This window comes from Streptomyces avidinii, from assembly GCF_014650695.1.
Taxonomy (GTDB): domain Bacteria; phylum Actinomycetota; class Actinomycetes; order Streptomycetales; family Streptomycetaceae; genus Streptomyces; species Streptomyces avidinii.
The window spans coordinates 245,289-269,310 of record NZ_BMVL01000001.1 but is presented as its reverse complement, the minus strand read 5'-3'; the positions used below and the strand labels follow the sequence as shown (position 1 = coordinate 269,310).

The window sequence follows — 24,022 nt, the reverse complement described above, 5'->3', positions numbered from 1 at the left end:
TCGGGAGCCTCGGCCTGGTCAGGACCCAGGGCCCCGGCGGCTCATTCCGTCGGCTCCTCCACCGCCCGCTCAGGGAGTTCCGCCGCGAGTGCGGCGGCCGCCTGGACGAGGGGGAGAGCCAGCAGTGCCCCGGTACCTTCACCTACTGTGACGCCGTGATCGAGCACGGGGTTGAGCGCCATTCGGTCAAGTGCCTTCGCCTGACCCGGCTCGCCGCTGGCCTGACCGGCCAGCCACCAGTCGGGAGCCCGGAACGCGGCCCGCTGGGCCACCAGCCCGCACGCGGCCGAAACCACCCCGTCGAGGATGACCGGGGTGCGACGCACCGCGCACTGGAGGAGGAAACCGGTGATGGCGGCCACGTCCGTACCACCGACCGCGGCCAGCAGCGCCACCTGGTCGCCCAGGACCGGGCGGGCCCGGCGCAGTGCGTCGCGGATCGCCGCGCACTTGCGCATCCAGGCGAGGTCGTCGATGGGCAGTCCGCCGCGCCCGGTGACCACGGAGGCGTCGGTTCCGCACAGGGCGGCGACGAGGGTGGCGGCGACGGTGGTGCCGCCCACGCTGAGGTCACCGAGGACGACGAGGTCCGTTCCGGAGTCGGCCTCCTCGTCTGCGATCCGCATCCCGAGTCGCACCGCGGCCTCGGCCTCCTCGGCCGTCAGCGCGTCCTCCACGTCGATCCGGCCGCTGCCGCGCCGCACGCGGTGCCCGACCACGTCCGCGGGGAGCAGCTCGGGATCGCAGTCGAGCCCGGCGTCGACGATCCGTATGGTGGCGCCGAACCGGCCGGCCAGGATGGCCACGGGGCTGGTCCCGTCGAGGACGCCCCGCACCAGTTCGTGGCCGGTGGACGCGGCCCGGGCGGAGACGCCCTCGGCGGCGATCCCGTGGTCGGCGGCGAACAGCACCACGCGGGGACGCTCGATCGGCCTGACCGGAACCTGCCCCTGCGCGGCAGCGAGCCATTCGGCGAGCTCGTCGAGCCGGCCCAGCGCGCCGGGCGGGACGGCGAGGCGCTCACGGCGTTCCTCGGCATCACGCCGGACGCCCCCGTCGGGGCGCTCGATCAGATCGGAGAAGTCGTCGAGATTCAGCGTGCTCATCTGCCAGAGAGTACAGCCGGTGAGGCCTTCCCTCAGGCCTTGGGCGCCCTGTTCCGGCCCGCTGCCGCACGAGCGTCCGGCAGGACCGATCCGCCCCTGACGGCCGGGACTTGTCCGGCCGCCCGGGACCGGATGGCGCCCGGGACCGGCCCTACTCCTTGAGCACGCCGGCGAGGCCCGCGACGACGAGGAGCACGTGCTCGCACTCGCCCGCGACCCTGGCGTTCAGCCGGCCCAGCTCGTCGCGGAAGCGGCGGCCGGAGGCGGTCGCCGGGACGATGCCCGAGCCGACCTCGTTGCTGACCAGCACCACCTGCCGACGCGTCGCGCGCACGGCCGCCACCAACTCCGCGGTCCGCTCGGCGAGCCGGCGCTGCCCGCCGCCCGCCCACACGGCGTCGTCCCAGGCCCCGGCCCGGTCCATCGCGTCCGTCAGCCACAGCGCGAGGCAGTCGATCAGCAGCGGCGGACCGTCGGCCGCCAGCAGCGGGACCAGCTCGCAGGTCTCCACCGTCCGCCACGTCCCCGGCCGGCGCTCCCGGTGCAGTCCGACCCGCTGCGCCCATTCCGGGTCCCCTTCCCGGGTGCCGCCGGTGGCCACGTAGACCACCTCGGGGAAGGACTCCAGCCGCCGCTCCGCCTCCACGGACTTGCCGGAGCGGGCCCCGCCCAGCACCAGGGTCCGGCGCGGCAGCTCCGGCACCGCGCGGTACTCCCCGACGATCAGCGTGGTCCCGTCCGGCACCGCCCGGGCCCCGGCGGCCGCGCACCGGCGGGCCAGCTCCGGACCCGGCGGGGTGTCGTGGTCCAGGTGGACGGCGATCACGTCCGTGGCCGGGCCGACGGCGCCGCTCGCCCGCAGCCGGGCCAGCGCCTCGGGCCGGCCCAGCACATCGGCGAGGACCATGTCGTACGGGCGCTGCCCGGCCCGGTCCGCCACCCCGGAGGGGGAGCCGCCGGGCGGCAGGTACAGCAGCCGGCCGCCGTCCGGTCCGGTCACCTCGTACCCGGTGCCCGGCGCGTCCATCGGCACGGCCCGCACCCGGTGCCCGGAGATCACCGCGAGCTCCCGCCCGTCCGGCACCCGCCCGGCGGCCGGCAGACCGGGCGGCAGCTCGACCGCGGGCCCGTCGTGCGGGTGGGTCAGCAGGACCTGCCGCACACCGGCCAGCGAATGCCCGGCCCGGGCCCCGGCCAGTACCGCCCCGGGGGTCAGGTCCAGCAGCAGCGCCCCGTCGACGAGGAGGGCCGTGGCGGCGCGGGAGCGCGACCCGACGGAGACCGCGCAGGCAGCACAGGGGCAGTCGGGGCGGGGCAGCCCCTCGGGTGTGCCGGTGCCGAGCAGAGTGAGTTCCACAGGATGATCCTCCCGCGTCGCCGAGACTGCTGCGCGCCCGGTTACTCTGCGGGCAGACTCAGGACACGAAGTGTGCGAGCAACGGAGGCGACATGGCGTGGACGTGGCGGTTCGAGACGGCCGACGGCACCGAGACGAGCCCGTCGGTGGTGCCCGAGGAGTTCACCACGCAGGGCGATGCGGAGTCCTGGATCGGCGAGTACTGGAAGGACCTGCTGGAAGGCGGCGTCGAGCAGGTCAAGCTGTCCGACGACGCCGGGACCGAGCTCTACACGATGAGCCTGCGCGCCGCGCTGGACGCGTAGCCGCTCGGTAGGCGCGGGAACGACGGAGCCGCCGGGTCACAGACCCGGCGGCTCCGTCGTTCCGCCGACGATCCAGCCCCGTACCCCGCACAGGTGCAGCAGTGCGGCCACGCCGCGGTAGGGATCGCTGCGTCCGGCGCGGTCCTCGGCGGCCAACAGCCGCTCCAGCTCCTCGTCGGGCGGCAGGATCTCGCCCGCCTCGGTGCCGTCGGTGAAGACGCGTACCCCGTACCAGGCCTGCAGCGGCGCACCGATCCCCGACAGGGTGGCCGTCAGCCCGGCCAGCCGGTCCGCGCGGACGTCCAGGCCGAGCCGGTTCGTGTAGTCGATGGAGTCGAACGCGGCCAGCGCGGCCTTCCAGTCGCCGTCCAGCCCGGGCCGCATGGCGAGCGCGTCGCCATTGCGCACCAGCAGGGACAGCAGCCCGCCCGGGGCCAACATCCGCGCCAGACCGGCCAGCATGGCGTCCGGCTCGGGTACGTACATCAGCACCCCGTGGCACAGCACCACGTCGAAGCTGCCCGGCAGGAAGTGGGCGCCGGTCTCGCGGCCGTCGCCCTCCATGAGGCTGACCCGGTCACGGATCCCGGGGGGCTCCGCGGCCAGCGCCTCACGGGCGACAGCCAGCATGCCGGGGTCCTGCTCCAGGCCCGTCACCTTGTGCCCGGCGCGGGCCAGCCGCAGTGCCTGCGTGCCCTGGCCCATGCCGACGTCGAGCACGCGCAGCCGCTGCCCGACCGGGAAGCGCTGCGCGATCTGCTCGTCGACCTGCCGGCCCACGAGCTCCTGCCGGACGGCGTTGCGCAGTCCGCCGAGGCCTTCGAGCCAGAGCCGGGCGCCTTCCGCGAAGCCTTCCCCCGACGTGCCGGGCGTCGCTCGGCTCAGGGCCGTTCCCCGCGCTTGACCTGCGGCTTCGGCAGGCGGAGCCGGCGCATCTGGAGGGTGCGCATCAGGCCGTAGGCGATGGCACCGCGGCGGGGCTCGTTCGGGAAGCGCTCGACGAGGGACTTGCGGAGGCGGAAGACCAGGACGATGGAGTCCAGCAGGATCAGGGCGATCACACCGAGCCACAGCATCAGCGCGATGCTCTGGATCGCCGGCTGCCGCACCATGCTCAGCACCAGGATGATGACGGCCAGGGGCAGGAACATCTCGGCGACCGAGTAGCGGGAGTCCACGTAGTCACGGACGAACCGGCGCACGGGCCCCTTGTCACGGGTCGGCAGATAACGCTCGTCGCCGTTGGCCAGCGCCTCGCGCTGCTTGGCCATCTCGGTACGGCGGCGCTCACGCGCTCGCTTGGCATCCTCCTTGCGATTGCCGGTCGAGGCCACCACGGCCTTGCGCTGCGACTGGGCCACAGCACGCTTCGGCGTAGGGCGGCCCTTCGGGGCCTGCGGGTCACGGGGCTGCGAGAGGTCGGCGCTCACCTTGTCGGTGGCGGCGGCCTTCTCTTCCTTGGAGGAGCGGCTACCAAACACAAAACCCAAGCCTACGTGGTTGCGGGCATGGCCCCCACCCCGCTTGGGAACGATCCGGCAACGGCGGGCGTCTTCCCATTGCACGGTGTGTGCGGTGGGCCCGCTCTCCTGGGATCACCTACTCCTTACGCCTGATGGGGCGCGGGCGTAGTCGTCCTGGAGGAGGAGCGCATCCGTACTCGAACAGTGCGGTAATGGAGACAGGGCCCGTACTGTGGGTTCTGTCGGTGACCTGGAGCACAGTCCGTCTAGAAGGGGGCGCGCGAAGCCCATGAGCGGTGTCATGAAGCGTATGGGGATGATCTTCCGCGCGAAGGCGAACAAGGCCCTTGACCGGGCCGAGGACCCGCGCGAAACCCTCGACTACTCGTACCAGAAGCAGCTCGAGCTGCTGCAGAAGGTGCGCCGCGGAGTCGCCGACGTGGCGACCTCACGCAAGCGCCTCGAGCTGCAGCTCAACCAGCTCCAGGGGCAGTCCGCCAAGCTGGAGGACCAGGGCCGCAAGGCCCTCGCCCTCGGCCGCGAGGACCTGGCCCGTGAGGCCCTGTCCCGCCGTGCCTCGCTCCAGCAGCAGGTCAGCGACCTGGAGGTGCAGCACCAGACCCTGCAGGGCGAGGAGGAGAAGCTGACCCTCGCCGCCCAGCGGCTCCAGGCCAAGGTGGACGCCTTCCGCACGAAGAAGGAGACCATCAAGGCCACCTACACGGCGGCCCAGGCGCAGACCCGGATCGCGGAGTCCTTCTCCGGCATCTCCGAGGAGATGAGCGATGTCGGCCTGGCCATCCAGCGGGCCGAGGACAAGACCGCCCAGCTGCAGGCCCGCGCCGGTGCGATCGACGAGCTGCTGGCCTCCGGCGCGCTCGACGACCAGAGCGGACTCGGCTCCAAGGACGACATCCAGGCCGAGCTGGACCGCCTCTCGGGCGGTACCGACGTGGAACTGGAGCTCCAGCGCATGAAGGCCGAGCTGGCGGGCGGTCCGTCCGCCCAGCAGCAGGCCATCGAGGGCGGCGCCCAGGGCAACGGGCAGCAGTCGCAGACTCCGCACCGGTTCGACAAGCAGTAGGACGGGGCCCGTCATGATTGTCCGCATCATGGGGGAAGGCCAGGTGGAGCTGGCGGACGGCCACTTCATCGAGCTCAACAAGCTGGACGACGAACTGCTCGCGGAGATGGAGAACGGCGACGAGGAGGGCTTCCGGCGCACGCTGGGCGCACTGCTCGAAGAGGTGCGGCGGCTCGGTCAGCCGCTGCCCGACGACGCGCTGGAGCCGTCCGAGCTGATCCTGCCGGCCCCCGACGCGACACTCGACGAGGTCCGGGAGATGCTCAGTGACGACGGTCTGATCCCGGGCTGAGTCCCGGCCGGGCACACCGACGCAACGGCGGCGGGCGCTCCCCTTCCGGGGGAGGGCCCGCCGCCGTTCTCACTGCGGGGGACGTTTCTCCAGGGACACCACGTGGTCCGGGTCGAGCTCCGGATCGGGCGTCCCGCCGATGAAGTTCTCGAACCTGCGGCGCGGTCCCGCCCAGCGCCGGTCGTGGTGGAAGGCCCGCAGCCCGGCCCTGGCCCGGGCGCGCGGACGGTTCGCGTAGAACTTGTTCGCGTACGGGGACCCGGGCCGGGCCAGCCGGATCGCGCCGACCAGCGCGACGAAGGGGACCACCAGGCCGAAGAGGGCGGTGCGCGCCTTGCCCTTCCACAGGGCGATCAGGGCGAGGAAGAAGTTGGTGGCCGCGTTCATGATGACCAGGCTGCGGCTCTGGCGCTCCTCGGCGGACAGGTCGTTCACGCCGAAGGGCACGAACCCACCCAGGACCAGCGCCACCAGGGCGGCCGTGACCACGACGATCTCCACGCTCTTGCGGCCCTGCTCGCTCCAGTAGACGTCGTCGAGGTGCAGGATCAGCGCGAACTCGTCCAGGACCAGGCCCGCGCCCAGCCCGAAGATCACGGCGGAGGCGCACGCGCCGAAGCCGTGCCGGCCGCTGCCCACCGCGCCGAACCCGCCGATGATCACGAGGATCACCCCGGGCACCACGTGGTGGATGTGCAGGCCGCCCGGGGTGACGTTCTTGAAGGGGCCGCGGCCGGCCCGGATCAACCGGGTGATCACGCGGGTGACCAGGAACGACATCACGAACGAGAGCAGGGCGAGCAGGAGGGGCAGCTTCCCCGGTTCGACGATGTTCCGATACCACCAGTGACCCATCCCACTGACTCCCTATTTAGCACGTAATGGGTAATTTACCGCTCGCGTCGACCGGGTACCGTTCCGGCCGATGACAGATTCGTTCGACGGCCCGCCCCTGACGCCGCCCCCGGAACGCGCCTCGTTCCTCGACGGCGTCCGTTTCGCGTTCGGCACCCTCACCGTGCTGCCCGCCCGCATCACCCGCTGGGACCGCCCCGCCGCCCGCACCGGAATGGCCTGCGCCCCGCTCGCCGGTCTGGTCGTGGGCCTGCTCGCGGCCGCACCGGGCGTGCTCCTGCTGCTGCTCGGCGGAGGTCCGCTGCTCGCCGCGACCCTCACCGTCGCCGCGCCGGCCGCGCTGACCCGGGCGCTGCACCTGGACGGCCTCGCCGACACCGCGGACGGCCTGGGCAGCGCCAAACCCGCCGGCGAGGCCCTGCGCATCATGAAGCAGTCCGACATCGGCCCCTTCGGTGTCGTCGCGCTGATCATCGTGCTGCTGCTGCAAGTGGCCGCCCTGTCCGAGATCTACGCCGAGAGCTGGGTCCGCGGCGCCCTGGCCGCCGTGGTCGCCGCCGTCGCGGCCCGCCTCGCCATGACCCTGGCCTCCCGCGAAGGCGTCCCGGCGGCCCGCCCCGGGGGACTCGGCGCCGCGGTCGCCGGAGTGGTCCCGCGGCCCGCCGCCGCACTGATCGCCCTGCTCGCCGTCGTCGCGGCCGCGGCCGCCGCCCTCCCGCTGGGCCCGGCCGCCGCCGCCCGGTGCGCGGGGGCCGTCCTGGCGGCCCTGTTCGCCGCCGAACTGCTGCTCCGCCGCTGCGTACGCCGCTTCGACGGGGTCACCGGCGACGTCTTCGGCGCCCTCGCGGAGGTCGCGGCGACCACCGCCCTGATCGTCCTCGCCCTGGGCTGAGTCGGTCGGCGGCGGGGCCGCGTACCCTCACCCCGTGGACCACACAGCCCCGGAGCAGCCCACCGCCGCACCCCTCAGGGTGCTGCTCGTCGACGACCAGGCACTGCTGCGCAGCGCCTTCAAGGTGCTCGTCGACTCCGAGCACGACATGGAGGTTGTCGGGGAGGCGTCCGACGGGGCGCAGGCCGTCGAACTCGCCCGCCGGACGCGCCCCGACGTCGTCCTCATGGACATCCGCATGCCCGGCACCGACGGGCTCGCCGCCACCCGCATGATCAGCGCGGACCCGGAACTCGCCGGCGTGCGCGTGGTGATGCTGACGACCTTCGAGGTCGACGAGTACGTGGTCTCGGCGCTGCGGGCCGGCGCCTCGGGCTTCCTCGGCAAGGGCGCCGAGCCCGACGAACTGCTCAACGCCATCCGGGTCGCCGCGGCCGGCGAGGCCCTGCTCTCCCCGGCCGCCACCAAAGGGCTCATCGCCACCTTCCTCGCCCAGGGCGGCGGCGCCGACCCGACGGCGGCCATGGACTCGGCCGACGCGCACGCGCAGCGGCTCGCCGCGCTGACCGTCCGGGAGCGCGAGGTCCTCGTACACGTCGCGGCGGGCCTGTCCAACGACGGGATCGCCGGACGGCTGGAGGTCAGCCCGCTGACCGTCAAGACCCACGTGAACCGGGCCATGGCCAAGCTCGGCGCCCGCGACCGGGCCCAATTGGTGGTTATTGCGTACGAATCGGGACTGGTCCGCCCGCGCGCGGAGTAGCAGCGCCCGCTGCGACGTACTGCAGACGCGGTATGCCGCACATAAGGACGGCACCTGCGAGCGACGAAATGCCCCACCGCGGTGGGACAGGGTGGTGGTGCCCTCGCGTTCGTCACTGCAGAGAGATCTCATACCCATGTCGTGGCTGTCCCGCTTCAGCCTGGCCCAAAGGTCGTTGGTCGGCCTCGTGTCGATCGTCGCGCTCCTCTTCGGCGCCATAGCCATCCCGCAGCTCAAGCAGCAACTGCTGCCCTCCATCGAATTGCCGATGGTCTCCGTGCTCGCGCCGTACCAGGGTGCCTCGCCCGACGTGGTGGAGAAGCAGGTCGTCGAACCGATCGAGGCCATGCTCAAGGGCGTCGACGGCCTCACCGGCATCACCTCCACCGCCAGCGAGGGCAACGCCCTCATCATGGCCACCTTCGACTACGGCGACAGCGGCACCAAGCAGCTCGTCGCCGACGTCCAGCAGGCCGTCAACCGGGCCCGCGTCCGGCTGCCCGCCGAGGTGGACCCGCAGGTCGTGGCCGGTTCCACCGACGACATCCCGACGGTCATCCTGGCCGTCACCTCCGACAAGGACCAGCAGGCGCTGGCCGACCAGCTGGAACGTTCCGTCGTCCCCGTCCTGTCGGACATCGAGGGCGTCGGCCAGGTCACCGTCGACGGAGTCCAGGACCTCCAGGTCACCGTCACCCCCGACGACGCCAAGCTCGCGGCCGCCGGACTCGACGGCGCCTCCCTCGCCCAGGGCCTCCAGGCGGGCGGCGCGGCCGTCCCCGCCGGCTCCTTCGACGAGGCGGGCAAGAACCGCACCGTGCGCGTGGGCTCCGGCTACACCTCGCTCGCCCAGCTGCAGGAGCTGCGCCTGAGCCCCGGCCCGGGCAAGCCGGCCGTCCGCCTCGGTGACGTCGCCGCCGTCAAGCAGGAGCCGGCCAAGGCCGTCTCCATCACCCGGACCAACGGCAAGCCCAGCCTCGCCCTCGTCCTCACCATGGACAAGGACGGCAGCGCCGTCGCCATCTCCGACGCGGTCAAGGACAAACTCCCCGAGCTGCGCACCACGCTCGGCGCCGGCGCCGACCTGACCGTCGTCAGCGACCAGGGCCCGGCCGTCGCCAAGTCCATCTCCAGCCTGACCACCGAGGGCCTGCTCGGCCTGCTGTTCGCGGTGATCGTGATCCTGGTCTTCCTCGCCTCGCTGCGCTCGACGCTGGTCACCGCGGTCTCCATCCCGCTGTCCGTGGTCCTCGCGCTCATCGTGCTGTGGACCCAGGACCTGTCGCTCAACATGCTGACCCTGGGCGCCCTCACCATCGCCATCGGGCGTGTCGTCGACGACTCGATCGTGGTCCTGGAGAACATCAAGCGCCACCTCGGCTACGGCGAGGAGCGCGAGGCCGCCATCCTCACCGCGGTCAAGGAGGTCGCCGGCGCGGTCACCTCCTCCACCCTCACCACCGTCGCCGTCTTCCTGCCGATCGGTCTCACCGGCGGCATGATCGGCGAGCTCTTCGGCTCGTTCTCGCTCACCGTCACCGCGGCCCTGCTGGCCTCGCTGCTCGTGTCGCTGACGGTCGTACCGGTGCTCTCGTACTGGTTCCTGAGCGCCCCCAAGGGCGTCGATCCCGCGAACCCCGAGAGCGCGGCGAAGGCCCGCCGCGAGGCCGAGGAGAAGGAGGCGCGCAGCCGCCTCCAGCTCTTCTACGTCCGCGTCCTGGGCTTCGCCACCCGGCGCCGGCTGACCAGTGTGGCCATCGCGGTGGTCGTCCTCGTCGGCACCCTCGGGATGACCCCGATGCTGAAGACCAACTTCTTCGACCAGGGCGAGCAGGAAGTCCTGACGGTCAAGCAGGAGCTCGCCCCGGGCACCTCGCTGGCCGCCTCCGACGAGGCGAGCCGCAAGATCGAGAAGGTGCTGGGCTCGGTCGAGGGCGTCAAGAGCTACCAGGTCACCGTCGGTTCCTCCGGCTTCCTGGCGGCCTTCGGCGGCGGTACGGGCTCCAACCAGGCCTCGTACCAGATCACGCTGAAGGACTCCGGCAAGGCGGACTCCGTCAAGAAGGGCATCGAGGACAAGCTGGCCGCCCTCGACGGCATCGGCGAGACCCGCATCGTGGCGGGCGACGGCTTCGGCAGCCAGAACCTCAGCGTGGTCGTCAAGGCCGGTGACACCAAGGTCCTCGCCGAGGCCGCCGAGCAGGTCCGCGCCGAGGTGGCGAAGCTCAAGAACGTCGCCGACGTGCAGAGCGACCTGTCCCAGTCCGTGCCCCGCATCTCCGTGACCGCCACGCCCAAGGCGGCCGAGGCCGGCCTGAACCAGGCCGCGCTCGGTGCCATCGTCGCGCAGGCCGTACGGGGCAACCCGGCGGGCAAGGCCGTACTGGACGACACCGAGCGGGACATCGTCATCAGGTCCGCGCAGCCGGCCACCACCCTGGCCGAACTGCAGGCGCTCCCGGTCGGCCCCGTCAAGCTCGGTGACATCGCCGAGGTCAAGGAGGTCCCCGGCCCGGTCGCGATGACCCGGATCGACGGCGCCCGCGCCGCCACCGTCACCGCCCGGCCGCTCGGCGACAACACCGGCGCGGTCAGCGCCGAGCTCCAGACCAAGCTCGACGCGCTGGACCTGCCGGACGGCGCCACCGCCTCCATCGGCGGCGTCTCCCAGGATCAGGACGAGGCTTTCGGCTCGCTCGGCCTGGCCATGCTCGCGGCGATCGCGATCGTGTTCATGCTGCTGGTCACGACCTTCCGCTCGCTGGTCCAGCCGCTGATCCTGCTGGTCTCCATCCCGTTCGCGGCGACCGGCGCACTCGGCCTGCTGCTCGTCACGGGCACCCCGATGGGCGTCCCGGCGATGATCGGCATGCTGATGCTCATCGGCATCGTCGTGACCAACGCGATCGTCCTGATCGACCTGGTCAACCAGTACCGCGCCCAGGGCCTGGGCGTCGTCGAAGCGGTCATCGAGGGCGGCCGGCACCGACTGCGCCCGATCCTGATGACGGCCCTGGCGACGATCTTCGCGCTGCTCCCGATGGCGCTGGGCGTCACCGGCGAGGGCGGCTTCATCTCGCAGCCGCTCGCGGTCGTGGTGATCGGCGGCCTGGTCAGCTCCACCCTGCTGACGCTGCTGCTGGTGCCGACCCTCTACACGATGGTCGAACTCCGCAAGGAGCGCCGCCGCGCCAGGAAGACGGCCCGCCCGACGACGGTCCCGGCCCCGTCCGACTCCTCGGACGACGCTCCGGCCCACGTCTGATCGGCCCGGGTGGGCGGGCCGAGCCACTCGGCCCGCCCACCCGACCGAATGCCCGAAGGGGCGGTTCCCGTACGGGAACCGCCCCTTCGGGCATCTGCGGGCCACAGCCGTGCCGGGTCGCCCCTACGGGAGGGCCAGCATCCGCTCCAGCGCGAGCTTCGCGAAGCTCTCCGTCTCCTTGTCGACCCGGATCTGGTTGACGAGGTTGCCCTCGGCCAGGGACTCCAGGGTCCACACCAGGTGCGGGAGGTCGATGCGGTTCATGGTCGAGCAGAAGCAGACCGTCTTGTCGAGGAAGACGACTTCCTTGTCCTCGGCGGCGAATCGGTTCGCCAGGCGGCGGACCAGGTTCAGCTCGGTGCCGATGGCCCACTTGGAGCCGGCCGGGGCCGCCTCCAGCGCCTTGATGATGTACTCCGTCGAGCCGACGTAGTCCGCGGCCGCCACGACCTCGTGCTTGCACTCGGGGTGGACCAGGACGTTCACCCCGGGGATCCGGGCGCGAACGTCGTTGACCGAGTCGACCGAGAACCGGCCGTGCACCGAGCAGTGCCCGCGCCACAGGATCATCTTGGCGTTCCGCAGCTGCTCGACGGTCAGGCCGCCGTTCGGCTTGTGCGGGTTGTAGAGCACGCAGTCGTCCAGGGACATGCCCATGTCGCGGACGGCGGTGTTGCGGCCCAGGTGCTGGTCCGGGAGGAAGAGGATCTTCTCGCCCTGCTCGAACGCCCACTCCAGGGCCTTCTTCGCGTTGGACGAGGTGCAGATCGTGCCGCCGTGCTTGCCGGTGAAGGCCTTGATGTCGGCGGAGGAGTTCATGTACGAGACGGGAACCGTGGTCCCGGCTATGCCGGCCTCGGTCAGCACGTCCCAGCACTCCGCGACCTGCTCGGCGGTGGCCATGTCGGCCATCGAGCAGCCGGCGGCCAGGTCCGGCAGGACCACCTTCTGGTCGTCCGAGGTCAGGATGTCCGCGGACTCGGCCATGAAGTGCACGCCGCAGAAGACGATGTACTCGGCCTCCGGCTTGGCGGCCGCGTCCTTGGCCAGCTTGAAGGAGTCGCCGGTGACGTCCGCGAACTCGATGACCTCGTCACGCTGGTAGTGGTGGCCCAGGATGAAGACCTTGTCCCCGAGCTTCTCCTTGGCCGCGCGGGCACGCGCCACGAGGTTCGGGTCCGAGGGCGAGGGCAGGTCGCCGGGGCACTCCACCCCGCGCTCGCTCTTGGGGTCGGCCTCACGGCCGAGCAGCAGCAGGGCAAGGGGCGTCGGCTGGACGTCCAAGGGCTGGGCGGTGGTCACGACACGCACCCTTTCTGTTCTGCGACAAGGGACTTCTGGATCATCGCTTCGACTTCTCGTCTATTTGACGTTATCTATCATAACCGCTTCACGTCAGTTTGACGATGCCGATAGTGTCAATGTGACGCATCAGCCCACGATTCGCCGGGCCCGCCCCCGCGCGCGGTGTGCGAGCATGGAATATCTGAAACAAGCGTCGGGTCCCGGAATGAATCCGCGGTCCCGCTCGTTGCCACCGACGGCAAGAGTCCGACGTTTCCTCGCCTCCGGCGGGGAGCCGCCCACTTCGGGAGTGAATGCAGATGTCCGTACAGGACGACAAGACCACTGTGAGCGACGGCATCCTCCTGTCCGACGCCGCCGCCGAGAAGGTCAGGACCCTGCTGGAGCAGGAGGGCCGCGATGACCTGGCGCTCCGCGTCGCCGTCCAGCCCGGCGGCTGCTCCGGCCTGCGTTACCAGCTCTTCTTCGACGAGCGCTCCCTCGACGGCGACGTCGTGAAGGACTTCGACGGTGTGAAGGTCGTCACGGACCGGATGAGCTCCCCGTACCTCCACGGTGCCTCCATCGACTTCGTCGACACCATCGAGAAGCAGGGCTTCACGATCGACAACCCCAACGCCACCGGCTCCTGCGCCTGCGGCGACTCGTTCAGCTAAGCCCGAGGGCCACGCCTGAACGCCGCACCACCCCGGCATGACGCGAGGGCCCGCCTCCGGTCGAATCCGACCAGGAGGCGGGCCCTCGCGTCATGCCCGGAAGCGCCCGGGACCGCCCGGGGTGCCGGCTACTGCCGGGGGAGCGGCTTGCCCGTCGTCGCGTCGACCACCTTGCGGTCGCCCAGCGGCTGCTGGAGCGTCACCGTCGAGGACATCTCCTGCGCCAGCATGATGCAGGCCTGCCCCGGCTGCTTCGGCGTGTCGGTGATCTTCACCATGACCGATTCCGGCTGCTCCCGTGCCTCCACGGCGTACGTGCTGCACGGGCTGCCCCAGAAGTTCACGGTCAGCTTCCGGTCCGCCTCCGCGTACGAGAAGCCGGGCACGGTACGGCCGTCCTTCGGGCCCGGGGCGTCCTCCTGGGCCGCGGCCGGCTGCGCCACCGTGTGGCCGGGACCGCCGTCCCGGCCCGCCACCTCGAAGAGCCAGGCCGGAACCAGGCCCTGCGCCCCGTTCACCGTGCCGGGGACCAGCCCGAGCACGGCGCCGCGGACCGTCTCCGTCCGCGGGGGCTTCATGGGCCGCGGCTCCGGGTTGCACGGCACCGTGTCCGTGCCCGCCGCCGGGGCGTCCGCCGTCAGCGGGACCGCGCTCGCGCAGCCGCTGGGCTCGGGGTCGCCCGACCCGCCGCCCGACTTCTCGTTCAGCCTGGCCAACGCCTCCACGGCCCCGATCACCGGCTGCTCGCCGGCCCGTGCGGGGGCCTTCAGCTCGCCGTTGCCCCCCACCACCGAGCCGTCGCCGCCCACGCTCACCTTCGTGGACCAGCCCTGCGTGGGCAGGCCGCCGACCACCGGGTCCGCGGACACCACCCGCACCGAGTCCTGGGTGAGCCGGGCGTCCGGCTTCGACCCCTCCACCCCCGCGGCGGCCAGCACCGGGGCCGCGGCGGCCTTGGCGGCCTCCTCGGACACCGGCTTGCCCGCCTCTGCCCCGCCCGCGCCGCTTGCGTCCCGCGGCAGGGTGGCCGGGCCGCAGGTGTCCTTGCCGCGCACGCAGTCGTCCCCGGCGCCGTTGCCGGTTCCGTTGCCCGGGCCCTGGAAGCGCGCGAAGTTCCACGTACCAGACGCCGTACGGGCCACCGTGAGCCGCGGGCCGGACCCGTCGGCGGCCTCCCCGGCCAGCCAGACGTCCCCGCTCAGCCGCGGCTCGCCCGGCAGGCCCAGGGCCGCCGCGAGCCGGGCCACCTCCGCCGAGGTGATCTCGCCCGACAGGGAGTACGTCGGCGCGCTCGCCGGGGCCTCCGGAAGCTTCACGTCGGCCCGGTAGACCACCCCGCCGCCGGACGGGTCGGGCTCCCCGGGGGCGATGCCCGGCCCCGAGGGGTTCCCCGCGTCGCGGGGCGCGGAGGCCGCGCTCTCACCCGTACGGTGGCCCGACCCGCCGTCGCCGTGGGCGGTCGACGCCCAGTACGCGGTGCCGCCGCCCGCGAGCAGGACGGCGGCCGCGATCGAGCCGACGGCCCAGGCGGGCCGCCGCCGAGTGCCGCGTGATGTGTCGGGTTGTTCGCTGGTCACCGCATCGCTCCTTCTCCGGTTCCGTCGTACCTGATGCGGGTGTGACGGAGCCGGCGGGCAACCGGTTCCCTCCTACTGGTCCCCGTACACGGACGTGGCGGCGATCAGCCGGGCCGAGGCGGGCGGAACGCTGATCCCGTGGATCTGCGAAGGGGCCACGCGGACCGGCCGGGGACCCGCCGGGACCGCCCAGTGCGGGGCCATCCGGGCACAGTCACCCAGCAGACGGGCGAAGCCGGGCTGTCGTGGGGCTTCCGCGCCGCGCTTGTCGGCGGTGTACTCGGGGTAGCCGAATCCGTCGGTATAGGTCATGGAGGCACCGTAGGCATCGGAGCTCATGCGAAGAAAGACCTACTAAGGGGTAGTTTCTGGGGTTCGGCCTTGGGTCGCGGACCGGGTAGTTTTGACTGTCCCTCGCCGTCCTCAGCAGGAGCGTCCTCGCCGTGCGCATCGCAGTCACCGGCTCCATCGCCACCGACCACCTCATGACCTTCCCCGGCCGTTTCGCGGACCAGCTCGTCGCGGACCAGCTGCACACGGTCTCCCTCTCCTTCCTCGTCGACAACCTCGATGTCCGTCGGGGCGGGGTCGGCCCGAACATCTGCTTCGGCATGGGGCAGCTCGGCACCCGCCCGATCCTCGTCGGCGCCGCCGGCTACGACTTCGACGAGTACCGCGCCTGGCTGGACCGGCACGGCGTCGACACCGAGTCCGTCCGGATCTCCGAGGTGCTGCACACCGCGCGCTTCGTGTGCACCACGGACGCCGACCACAACCAGATCGGCTCCTTCTACACGGGCGCGATGAGCGAGGCCCGGCTGATCGAGCTGAAGGCCGTCGCCGACCGGGTGGGCGGGCTCGACCTGGTCCTCATCGGCGCGGACGACCCCGAGGCGATGCTGCGCCACACGGAGGAGTGCCGCACCCGCGGGATCCCCTTCGCCGCCGACTTCTCGCAGCAGATCGCCCGCATGGACGGCGACAACATCCGCACCCTGATGGAGGGCGCGACCTTCCTCTTCTCGAACGAGTACGAGAAGGGACTCATCGAGTCGAAGTCCGGCTGGACCGACGAGGAGATCCTGGCCAAGGTCGGCACCCGAGTGACCACGCTGGGCTCCAACGGCGTCAAGATCGAGCGCGTCGGCGAGGCCCCGATCGTGGTCGGCTGCCCCGAGGAGACCGCGAAGGTCGACCCGACGGGTGTCGGCGACGCGTTCCGTGCCGGGTTCCTGACCGGTCTGGGCTGGGGCGTCGGCCTGGAGCGCGCGGCGCAGCTGGGCTGCATGCTCGCGACGCTGGTCATCGAGACGCTGGGCACCCAGGAGTACACCCTGGCCCGGGCCCACTTCATGGAGCGCTTCACCAAGGCGTACGGCGACGAGGCGGCGGCGGAGGTCCGCGCCCACCTCGCGTAGCCGCCCCGCCCGGGCCACTTTCAGCCCCTCCGGCGTTTGAGGAGCGGGGTCTGGGGCGGAGCCCCGGGAAACCCGGCTCCGCCGGGCACCGGGCTCCGCCCGGACCCGCGCCTCAAACGCCGGCGGGGCCGGACGGTGCTCGGCGAGGCGGGATGCGGCCCGGCGGAGCCGGACGAGGGCGGGGCCGGTCAGGCGGCTCGGCGGACCGTGTAGGCCGTGCCGGTGGGGCGGGGGGATTCGCCCACGTAGGTGTGCCCCCGCATCGCGCACCACGCCGGAATGTCCAGCCGGGCCACCTCGTCGTCGGAGACGACCGTGACGGTGCCGCCCACCGGGACCGTCACGATGGCCCGAGCCAGCTCGATCACCGGCTGCGGACACCGCAGCCCCAGCGCGTCGAGCTCCAGCGAGTCCGCCACCGGCGCCACGGCCGGGGGCTCCGACACGCCGAGCCGTTCCCGTACGCCGGCCACCGCGCGCGGCAGTACCTCCAGGAACGCGTTGACCTCCTCCGCCGGGGTGCCCGGCGGCAGGGACACCCGTACGTTCCCCTCCGACAGCACGCCCATCGCCCGCAGCACGTGACTGGGGGTCAGCGTGGAGCTCGTGCACGAGGAGCCCGAGGAGACCGAGAAGCCGGCCCGGTCCAGCTCGTGCAGCAGCGTCTCCCCGTCGACGTACAGGCAGGAGAAGGTGACCAGGTGCGGCAGCCGCCGCTCCGGATCGCCCACCACCTCCACGTCCGGGACCAGCCGCACCACCCGCCGCCGGATGCGGTCCACCAGGACCCGCAGCCGGGCCGCCTCCGCGTCCGCCTCGGCCCGGACGGCCCGCAGGGAGGCCGCGGCGGCCACGATCGCGGGCAGGTTCACGAAACCGGGGGAGCGCCCCGACTCCCTTTCGTCCGCGGGGCCTTGGGGGGAGAAGCGCACCCCCTTGCGGACCGCGAGCAGGCCGACCCCGGGCGGGCCGCCCCACTTGTGCGCACTCGCGGCCAGGACGGACCAGGCGCCCTCCACGGGACCCCAGGCCAGCGACTGGGCCGCGTCCACCAGCAGCGGCACGCCGGCCGCGCCGCAGAGCTCGGCCACCTCCGCCACCGGCTGGACCGTGCCCACCTCGTGGTTGGCCGACTGGAGGCAGGCGAGGGCGCTCCCGGGGGTCAGCGCATCCGCGTAACCGGCGGGCGTCACCGCGCCCCACCGGTCCACCGCGACCTCGGTCACCGACCCGCCGAGCGCCTCGTGCACCTGCGCCGCATGCAATACAGAACTGTGTTCGACCGCCGATACGACCAGATGGTTTCCGACGCGGCGGCGCCCCGCGAGGACCCCCGCCACGCCGGTGTGAACCGCGTGCGTCCCCGAAGGAGTGAACACGAGCTCGTCGGCGCGGCATCCCACCGCCTCCGCGGCCGCCTCCCGCGCCGCGTCCAGCAGCAGCCGGGCCCGCCTGCCCTCCCGGTACAGCCGGGCCGGATCCGCCCAGCCCTCGTCCAGGGAAGCATGCAACGCCTGCCGGGCCACGGGGTGCAGGGGAGCGGCGGACGCGCTGTCGAAGTAGGGCATCCGGTCACGCTAACCCGGGGTCCGGAGCGTTCGAGGTCAGGGGGCGTCAGATGTGCTCCGGAGACCGCCATTCAGGGCCATTCGCGCCGTCCCCCGGACGGCGGATCCATCCCTTCGGGGGCAGTAGCGGCGCGTTGGGCACCCTCCCCGCGCGACCCCAAATAGCGTCCAGTAGGGTTTGGTCCGCATAAACATCCAAACCCCTGCCTGCGTCAGGGCCGGCGACCGACCCGAACACGGCCGCGGCCGGCCGCGCGGGCCGAGACTCTCGGGAAGGCGCTACGTGAGTCCCTACGGCTCCGACCGCTCGCCGCGGCGCCCGATGCGGCGGAAGCTGCTGCAGGCGCTGACTGCGGGCGTGGTCCTGGCGACCGCCACTGGTTGCTCGTATACATGGAAAGACTTCCCCCGCCTCGGAATGCCGACTCCGGTAACCGAGGAGGCGCCGCGCATCCTCTCCCTGTGGCAGGGATCCTGGGCGGCCGCGCTCGTCACGGGCATCCTCGTGTGGGGCCTGATCATCTGGAGCATCATCTTCCACCGGCGCAGCCGGACGAAGATCGAGGTCCCGGCTCAGACCCGGTACAACATGCCCATCGAGGCGCTGTACACCGTGGTCCCGCTCATCATCGTCTCGGTGCTCTTCTACTTCACCGCTCGTGACGAGTCGAAGCTCCTGGCACTCACCCCGAAGCCGCCGCACACGATCAACGTGATCGGCTTCCAGTGGAGCTGGGGCTTCAACTACATCGAGAACGTCGACGGCGAAGCGGCGACCCCGAAGGCGGGCGAGGTTCCCAAGGAGCTCGCCTCCATCCCGGACCGCTTCACCAAGGACTTCCCGGCGGGCGCCGAGGGCGTCTACGAGAAGGGCGTCCCCGGCGACCGGAACCCGCAGACGGGCAACCCGGGTCCGACCCTGGTCCTGCCCAAGGGCGAGAAGGTCCGTTTCATCCTGTCGTCGAACGACGTGATCCACTCCTTCTGGGTGGTCCCGTTCCTGTTCAAGCAGGACGTCATCCCGGGCCACACCAATGTCTTCGAGGTCACCCCGTCCCAAAACGGCACCTTCATGGGCAAGTGCGCCGAGCTCTGCGGCGTTGACCACTCCCGGATGCTCTTCAACGTCAAGGTGGTCTCCCCCGAGGAGTACCGGGCGTACCTGAAGGACCTCGCGGAGAAGGGTCAGACCGGCTACCTCCCGGCCGGCATCAAGCAGACCGACCCGGCCCGGAATGCGGAAGTGAACAAACTGTGAGCATCCTCAACGAATCCCAGGGTGCCGCCGCCGACTCGTATGAGAACGAGCTGCCGGTACGGCGCAAGCAGCCGGGCAACGTGGTCGTGAAGTGGATGACCACGACCGACCACAAGACCATCGGCACGATGTACCTGGTCACGTCGTTCGTGTTCTTCCTCATCGGCGGCGTGCTCGCGCTCTTCATGCGTGCCGAGCTGGCCCGTCCGGGTACGCAGATCATGTCGAACGAGCAGTTCAACCAGGCGTTCACCATGCATGGCACGATCATGCTGCTGATGTTCGCCACCCCGCTCTTCGCGGGCTTCGCGAACTGGATCATGCCGCTGCAGATCGGTGCGCCCGACGTGGCGTTCCCGCGGCTGAACATGTTCGCGTACTGGCTGTACCTCTTCGGCTCGACCATCGCGGTGGCCGGCTTCGTCACGCCGAACGGTGCCGCCGACTTCGGTTGGTTCGCCTACTCCCCGCTGTCGGACGCGGTCCGTTCGCCGGGCATCGGCGCCGACATGTGGATCATGGGTCTGGCCTTCTCCGGCTTCGGCACGATCCTCGGCTCGGTCAACTTCATCACCACGATCATCTGCATGCGCGCTCCCGGTATGACGATGTTCCGCATGCCGATCTTCACCTGGAACGTGCTGCTGACCGGTGTGCTGGTCCTGCTCGCCTTCCCGGTCCTGGCCGCCGCGCTGTTCGCGCTGGAGGCCGACCGCAAGTTCGGTTCGCATGTCTTCGACGCGGCCAACGGCGGCGCATTGCTCTGGCAACACCTCTTCTGGTTCTTCGGGCACCCAGAGGTGTACATCATCGCGCTACCGTTCTTCGGAATCGTCTCGGAGATCATTCCGGTCTTCTCGCGGAAGCCGATGTTCGGTTACATCGGCCTGATCGCCGCGACGATCGCGATCGCCGGTCTCTCCGTGACCGTGTGGGCCCACCACATGTACGTCACCGGTGGTGTGCTGCTGCCGTTCTTCTCCTTCATGACCTTCCTGATCGCGGTACCGACCGGTGTGAAGTTCTTCAACTGGATCGGCACCATGTGGAAGGGCTCGCTGTCCTTCGAGACCCCGATGCTCTGGACGATCGGCTTCCTGGTCACCTTCACCTTCGGTGGTCTGACCGGCGTCATCCTGGCCTCGCCCCCGATGGACTTCCACGTCTCCGACTCGTACTTCGTCGTCGCGCACTTCCACTACGTCGTCTTCGGCACCGTGGTGTTCGCGATGTTCGCCGGCTTCCACTTCTGGTGGCCGAAGTTCACGGGCAAGATGCTGGACGAGCGCCTCGGCAAGATCACGTTCTGGACGCTGTTCATCGGCTTCCACGGCACCTTCCTGGTGCAGCACTGGCTCGGTGCCGAGGGCATGCCGCGTCGTTACGCGGACTACCTCGCCGCCGACGGCTTCACCGCGCTGAACACGATCTCGACGATCAGCTCCTTCGTACTGGGCCTGTCGATGCTGCCGTTCATCTACAACGTGTGGAAGACGGCCAAGTACGGCAAGCAGGTCGAGGTCGACGACCCGTGGGGCTACGGCCGTTCGCTGGAGTGGGCGACGTCCTGCCCGCCGCCGCGGCACAACTTCCTCACCCTGCCGCGGATCCGTTCCGAGTCCCCGGCGTTCGACCTGCACCACCCTGAGATCGCGGCCCTCGACCACCTCGAGGACCACAGCGTCGCCGCCAAGGCCGTCACTGGTGGCAAGGAGGCCGGCAAGTGAAGATCCAGGGCAAGATGTTCCTCTGGCTCTCCTTCTTCATCCTGATCATGGCCGTCGTGTACGGCGTGTGGTCGAAGGAGCCCGTCGGTACCACCGCGCTCTTCCTGGCCTTCGGCCTGAGCGTCATGATCGGCTACTACCTGGCCTTCACGGCCAAGCGTGTCGACGAGATGGCCCAGGACAACCTGGAGGCCGACGTCGCCGACGAGGCGGGCGAGCTGGGGTTCTTCTCCCCGCACAGCTGGCAGCCGCTCTCGCTGGCGATCGGTGGAGCCTTCGCCTTCATGGGCGTCGTCTTCGGCTGGTGGCTCATGTACTTCTCCGCTCCGCTGATCCTCATCGGTCTGTGGGGCTGGGTGTACGAGTACTACCGCGGTGAGAACCAGAACCAGTAGCAGTACCTCCGCGGCCGCGCCGCGACCTTTACCTGGGGCCCGGGCACCTCTCAGAGGAGCCCGGGCCCCTCGTTTGCAGTCACACCGCGCGCCGTAATTGTCATATCTTCATAGCGTTGGCTCCATGAAGCACTCACCGCGTCTTTGGACGGTACTCAGCTGCTCCCTGCTGGTCGCGTCCCTCGGGGCCGGGGCCACCGCATGCGGGTCCGGCGACAAGAACCCGCTGTCGGCCCGCCCGTACGACGCGGGCGATCAGGTCGCCTTCAACCAGAGCGCCGGCAGCCGCCCCGTGGACCCCGACCGGCCCCTCGAAATCACCGCCAAGAGCGGCGGTGGCCGGATCACCGACGTGCTGGCCGTGGACACCCACGGCCGCCGCCTGGCGGGCGAACTCAGCGCCAAGGGGGACCGCTGGCACAGCACCACCTCGATGGCCGCAGGCGTCCGCTACACGGTCACCGTGAGCACCGAGGACGAGCGGGGCGCCCCCGGGCAGCGCACGCTCACCTTCGACACCACCCCGTCCAAGGGGATCCTCAAGGTCGAGTTCGGCCCGGACGAGGGCAAGTACGGCGTCGGACAGCCCATCACCGCCGAACTCAGCGAGCCGGTCAAGGACAAGGCCGCCCGGGCCGTCGTGGAACGGGGCCTCGTCGTCGACGCCCCGTCCGGAGTCGAGGGCGCCTGGCACTGGGTGGACGACAAGCACATCCACTACCGGCCCAAGGACTACTGGCCCGCCAACTCCGCCGTCTCCGTACGGAGCAACCTGGAGGGCGTCAGGATCACCGACGAGCTCCACGGAGCCGTGGCCAAGCCGCTGAAGCTGGAGATCGGGGACCGGGTCGAGGTCACCACCGACGCCTCCTCGCACTACCTGACCTTCAAGCGCAACGGAGAAGTGATCAACACCATTCCGGTGACCACCGGGAAGCCCGGCTTCTCCACCCGCAACGGCATCAAGGTGGTGCTGGGCAAGCAGTACTTCGTACAGATGCGCGGTGACACCGTCGGCATCGGCGGCAGCGAGTACTACAACCTGCCCGTCTACTACGCCACCCGCGTCACCTGGAGTGGTGAATACGTCCACGCCGCGCCGTGGTCCGTCGGCTCGCAGGGCTACGAGAACGTCAGCCACGGCTGCACCGGCATGAGCACCGGCAACGCCGCCTGGTTCTACGAGAACATCACCGAGGGCGACATCGTCCAAGTGGTCAACAGCATCGGCGACGACATGGACATCTTCGGCAACGGCTTCGGCGACTGGAACATGGACTGGAAGGACTGGCGCCAGGGCAGCGCCCTCCTCAAGGGCACCCAGGAAGGCCGCAGCCCCGTCGACCAGGCCCGCCTGCGGCCCACCGTCTGAGCGGTCCCGAGCGGGCCACCTCCCCCCGGACGCGTCCGGGGGGAGGATGCACCGGATCATTCACCCGAACGGGCCGCAGTCGGGCGCGTACGGCCCCGCAGGGCGTACGGGGCGGCTCAGGCGTCCAACGACAGACGCGTCCTCAGGAGGCCCGCCAGGGCGTCCGCGAACGCCACCGGGTCCACCGGAAGGGTCACCGCGGCGTCGGCGCGGCTCCACGTGGCCAGCCAGGCGTCCTGGGGCCGCCCCATGAGGAGCAGCACCGGCGGACACCGGAAGATCTCGTCCTTGATCTGCCGGCACACGCCCATGCCCCCGGCCGGAACCGCCTCGCCGTCCAGCACGCACGCGTCGATGCCGCCCGCATCCAGCTCCGTCAGCACCGCCGGCAGCGTGGCGCACTCCAGGAACTCCACCGGCGGCAGGTCCGCGGCGGGCCTGCGTCCTGCCGCCAGCCGCACCTGCTCCCGGGTGCCCGCGTCGTCGCTGTAGACCAGAACCCGCGCAGTCGCCCGCATTTCGTTCCTCCACGTGTGCCCGTGAATCACGTTGATGTTGCGCGGGATGCTACTCCTCCCGGTCCCCTGTCAACATCGGTTCGCCGAGGGAAGCACGGGGCATCCCGCAGAGGCCATCTGATGGGCCGTTCGGGCCTTGCACACGCCCCTGACACTCCGAACGGCACCCCCCGGGGTGAGGGCGGGATAAGCGACCGACATAATGTCGGTCGTGGCGACAGCAACGACAGTAGATACCGGGCACGCGCACCCGACGGTCAACCGGCCGAACCTCGTCAGCGTCGGAACCATCATCTGGTTGAGTTCCGAGCTGATGTTCTTCGCGGCCCTCTTCGCGATGTACTTCACCCTGCGATCCGTGACAGGTCCCGAGTACTGGACAGAGCAGGCCTCGGCCTTGAATCTGCCCTTCTCGGCGACGAACACGACGATCCTGGTGCTTTCCTCGCTCACCTGCCAGCTCGGCGTATTCGCCGCCGAGCGCGGTGACGTGAAGAAGCTCCGGACGTGGTTCATCATCACGTTCGTCATGGGTGCGATCTTCATTGGCGGCCAGGTGTTCGAGTACACCGAGCTGGTCAAGCACGAGGGCATGAGCCTCTCGTCCGGTCCGTACGGCTCGGTCTTCTACCTGACCACCGGGTTCCACGGTCTGCACGTGACGGGCGGTCTCATCGCCTTCCTGCTGGTCCTCGGCCGGACGTACGCGGCCAAGAGGTTCACCCACGAACAGGCCACGTCGGCCATCGTCGTGTCCTACTACTGGCACTTCGTCGATGTCGTCTGGATCGGCCTCTTCGCCACGATCTACCTGATCAAGTAGCGAACACGTCACCGGGCAAGACC

The 24,022-nt window shown here is 70.8% G+C and carries 23 protein-coding genes; 13 read left to right on the top strand and 10 right to left on the bottom strand.

All coding sequences use genetic code 11. The features are described from left to right. Positions 1-41: 41 nt before the first annotated feature. Both cobT and IE257_RS01250 read right to left on the bottom strand, forming a co-directional pair. Positions 42-1,097: a nicotinate-nucleotide--dimethylbenzimidazole phosphoribosyltransferase gene (cobT, locus tag IE257_RS01255; protein ID WP_189964693.1), complete on the bottom strand. Its 1,056-nt coding sequence runs from the start codon at positions 1,095-1,097 to the stop codon at positions 42-44. A 160-nt stretch (positions 1,098-1,257) separates the two neighbouring features. Continuing rightward, positions 1,258-2,463 (bottom strand): bifunctional adenosylcobinamide kinase/adenosylcobinamide-phosphate guanylyltransferase, encoded by a 1,206-nt coding sequence (locus tag IE257_RS01250; RefSeq protein WP_189963645.1) that lies wholly within the window; start codon positions 2,461-2,463, stop codon positions 1,258-1,260. 92 nt (positions 2,464-2,555) lie between these two features. Here IE257_RS01250 and IE257_RS01245 point away from each other — a divergent pair, with 92 nt between their 5' ends. Continuing rightward, entirely contained in the window at positions 2,556-2,768 is a 213-nt protein-coding gene (locus tag IE257_RS01245; RefSeq protein WP_030389078.1) for a hypothetical protein, read from the top strand. 36 nt (positions 2,769-2,804) lie between these two features. Here the strand turns inward: IE257_RS01245 and IE257_RS01240 are convergent, their stop codons facing one another. Further along, positions 2,805-3,548 carry a class I SAM-dependent methyltransferase gene (locus IE257_RS01240; protein ID WP_189963643.1) on the bottom strand — a complete coding sequence of 248 codons (744 nt, stop codon included), beginning with the start codon at positions 3,546-3,548 and terminating at the stop codon, positions 2,805-2,807. A 101-nt stretch (positions 3,549-3,649) separates the two neighbouring features. Further along, positions 3,650-4,258: a DUF3043 domain-containing protein gene (locus IE257_RS01235; RefSeq protein ID WP_229920042.1), complete on the bottom strand. Its 609-nt coding sequence runs from the start codon at positions 4,256-4,258 to the stop codon at positions 3,650-3,652. Between the two features lie 262 nt (positions 4,259-4,520). Here IE257_RS01235 and IE257_RS01230 point away from each other — a divergent pair, with 262 nt between their 5' ends. Further along, complete coding sequence (locus IE257_RS01230) at positions 4,521-5,315, top strand: PspA/IM30 family protein (protein WP_189963640.1); 795 nt, start codon at positions 4,521-4,523, stop codon at positions 5,313-5,315. Between the two features lie 13 nt (positions 5,316-5,328). Beyond that, the gene (gene pspAA / locus IE257_RS01225) at positions 5,329-5,607 is read left to right on the top strand and encodes a PspA-associated protein PspAA (protein ID WP_189963638.1); all 279 of its coding nucleotides are present in this window, start codon (positions 5,329-5,331) and stop codon (positions 5,605-5,607) included. A 69-nt stretch (positions 5,608-5,676) separates the two neighbouring features. Here the strand turns inward: pspAA and IE257_RS01220 are convergent, their stop codons facing one another. Beyond that, entirely contained in the window at positions 5,677-6,462 is a 786-nt protein-coding gene (locus IE257_RS01220; RefSeq protein ID WP_189963636.1) for a hypothetical protein, read from the bottom strand. 70 nt (positions 6,463-6,532) lie between these two features. On the opposite strand from IE257_RS01220, the gene IE257_RS01215 reads away from it, so the two are divergent. From IE257_RS01215 to IE257_RS01205, 3 genes are all read left to right on the top strand, one after another. After that, positions 6,533-7,354, top strand: coding sequence for an adenosylcobinamide-GDP ribazoletransferase (locus IE257_RS01215; RefSeq protein WP_189963634.1), 822 nt, complete (start codon positions 6,533-6,535; stop codon positions 7,352-7,354). 34 nt (positions 7,355-7,388) lie between these two features. Continuing rightward, entirely contained in the window at positions 7,389-8,117 is a 729-nt protein-coding gene (locus IE257_RS01210; RefSeq protein WP_189963632.1) for a response regulator, read from the top strand. A gap of 136 nt (positions 8,118-8,253) precedes the next feature. After that, the gene (locus tag IE257_RS01205; protein WP_189963630.1) at positions 8,254-11,382 is read left to right on the top strand and encodes an efflux RND transporter permease subunit; all 3,129 of its coding nucleotides are present in this window, start codon (positions 8,254-8,256) and stop codon (positions 11,380-11,382) included. A 123-nt stretch (positions 11,383-11,505) separates the two neighbouring features. Here IE257_RS01205 and nadA read toward each other — a convergent pair whose 3' ends face one another. After that, the gene (nadA, locus tag IE257_RS01200) at positions 11,506-12,693 is read right to left on the bottom strand and encodes a quinolinate synthase NadA (protein WP_189963628.1); all 1,188 of its coding nucleotides are present in this window, start codon (positions 12,691-12,693) and stop codon (positions 11,506-11,508) included. 293 nt (positions 12,694-12,986) lie between these two features. Between nadA and erpA the strand changes: the two genes are divergently transcribed. Then, positions 12,987-13,343, top strand: coding sequence for an iron-sulfur cluster insertion protein ErpA (gene erpA / locus IE257_RS01195; RefSeq protein WP_030010511.1), 357 nt, complete (start codon positions 12,987-12,989; stop codon positions 13,341-13,343). Positions 13,344-13,471: 128 nt separating this feature from the next. On the opposite strand, the gene IE257_RS01190 is transcribed toward erpA, so the two are convergent. Together IE257_RS01190 and IE257_RS01185 are read right to left on the bottom strand one after the other, a co-directional pair. Next, positions 13,472-14,920: a hypothetical protein gene (locus IE257_RS01190; protein ID WP_189963625.1), complete on the bottom strand. Its 1,449-nt coding sequence runs from the start codon at positions 14,918-14,920 to the stop codon at positions 13,472-13,474. Between the two features lie 72 nt (positions 14,921-14,992). Continuing rightward, positions 14,993-15,232, bottom strand: coding sequence for a hypothetical protein (locus IE257_RS01185; protein WP_189963623.1), 240 nt, complete (start codon positions 15,230-15,232; stop codon positions 14,993-14,995). 131 nt (positions 15,233-15,363) lie between these two features. On the opposite strand from IE257_RS01185, the gene IE257_RS01180 reads away from it, so the two are divergent. Next, positions 15,364-16,338: a carbohydrate kinase family protein gene (locus IE257_RS01180; protein WP_189963621.1), complete on the top strand. Its 975-nt coding sequence runs from the start codon at positions 15,364-15,366 to the stop codon at positions 16,336-16,338. 188 nt (positions 16,339-16,526) lie between these two features. Here IE257_RS01180 and IE257_RS01175 read toward each other — a convergent pair whose 3' ends face one another. Next, positions 16,527-17,906 carry a cysteine desulfurase/sulfurtransferase TusA family protein gene (locus IE257_RS01175; RefSeq protein ID WP_189963619.1) on the bottom strand — a complete coding sequence of 460 codons (1,380 nt, stop codon included), beginning with the start codon at positions 17,904-17,906 and terminating at the stop codon, positions 16,527-16,529. 283 nt (positions 17,907-18,189) lie between these two features. Between IE257_RS01175 and ctaC the strand changes: the two genes are divergently transcribed. The 4 genes from ctaC (at position 18,190) to IE257_RS01155 (ending at position 22,658) form a co-directional block, all read left to right on the top strand. Beyond that, positions 18,190-19,164, top strand: a complete 975-nt coding sequence (gene ctaC / locus IE257_RS01170) for an aa3-type cytochrome oxidase subunit II (protein ID WP_189963617.1) — start codon at positions 18,190-18,192, stop codon at positions 19,162-19,164. Next, entirely contained in the window at positions 19,161-20,891 is a 1,731-nt protein-coding gene (gene ctaD, locus IE257_RS01165) for an aa3-type cytochrome oxidase subunit I (RefSeq protein WP_189963615.1), read from the top strand. The genes ctaC and ctaD overlap by 4 nt, the downstream gene beginning before the upstream one ends. Next, positions 20,888-21,286 (top strand): cytochrome c oxidase subunit 4, encoded by a 399-nt coding sequence (locus IE257_RS01160; RefSeq protein WP_030389094.1) that lies wholly within the window; start codon positions 20,888-20,890, stop codon positions 21,284-21,286. The genes ctaD and IE257_RS01160 overlap by 4 nt, the downstream gene beginning before the upstream one ends. 124 nt (positions 21,287-21,410) lie before the next feature. Beyond that, entirely contained in the window at positions 21,411-22,658 is a 1,248-nt protein-coding gene (locus tag IE257_RS01155; protein WP_189963613.1) for a L,D-transpeptidase, read from the top strand. A gap of 116 nt (positions 22,659-22,774) precedes the next feature. On the opposite strand, the gene IE257_RS01150 is transcribed toward IE257_RS01155, so the two are convergent. Continuing rightward, positions 22,775-23,176 (bottom strand): hypothetical protein, encoded by a 402-nt coding sequence (locus IE257_RS01150; protein ID WP_052872522.1) that lies wholly within the window; start codon positions 23,174-23,176, stop codon positions 22,775-22,777. A gap of 202 nt (positions 23,177-23,378) precedes the next feature. Here IE257_RS01150 and ctaE point away from each other — a divergent pair, with 202 nt between their 5' ends. Beyond that, positions 23,379-23,999 carry an aa3-type cytochrome oxidase subunit III gene (ctaE, locus tag IE257_RS01145; protein ID WP_030036314.1) on the top strand — a complete coding sequence of 207 codons (621 nt, stop codon included), beginning with the start codon at positions 23,379-23,381 and terminating at the stop codon, positions 23,997-23,999. The last annotated feature ends 23 nt before the right edge of the window (positions 24,000-24,022 follow it).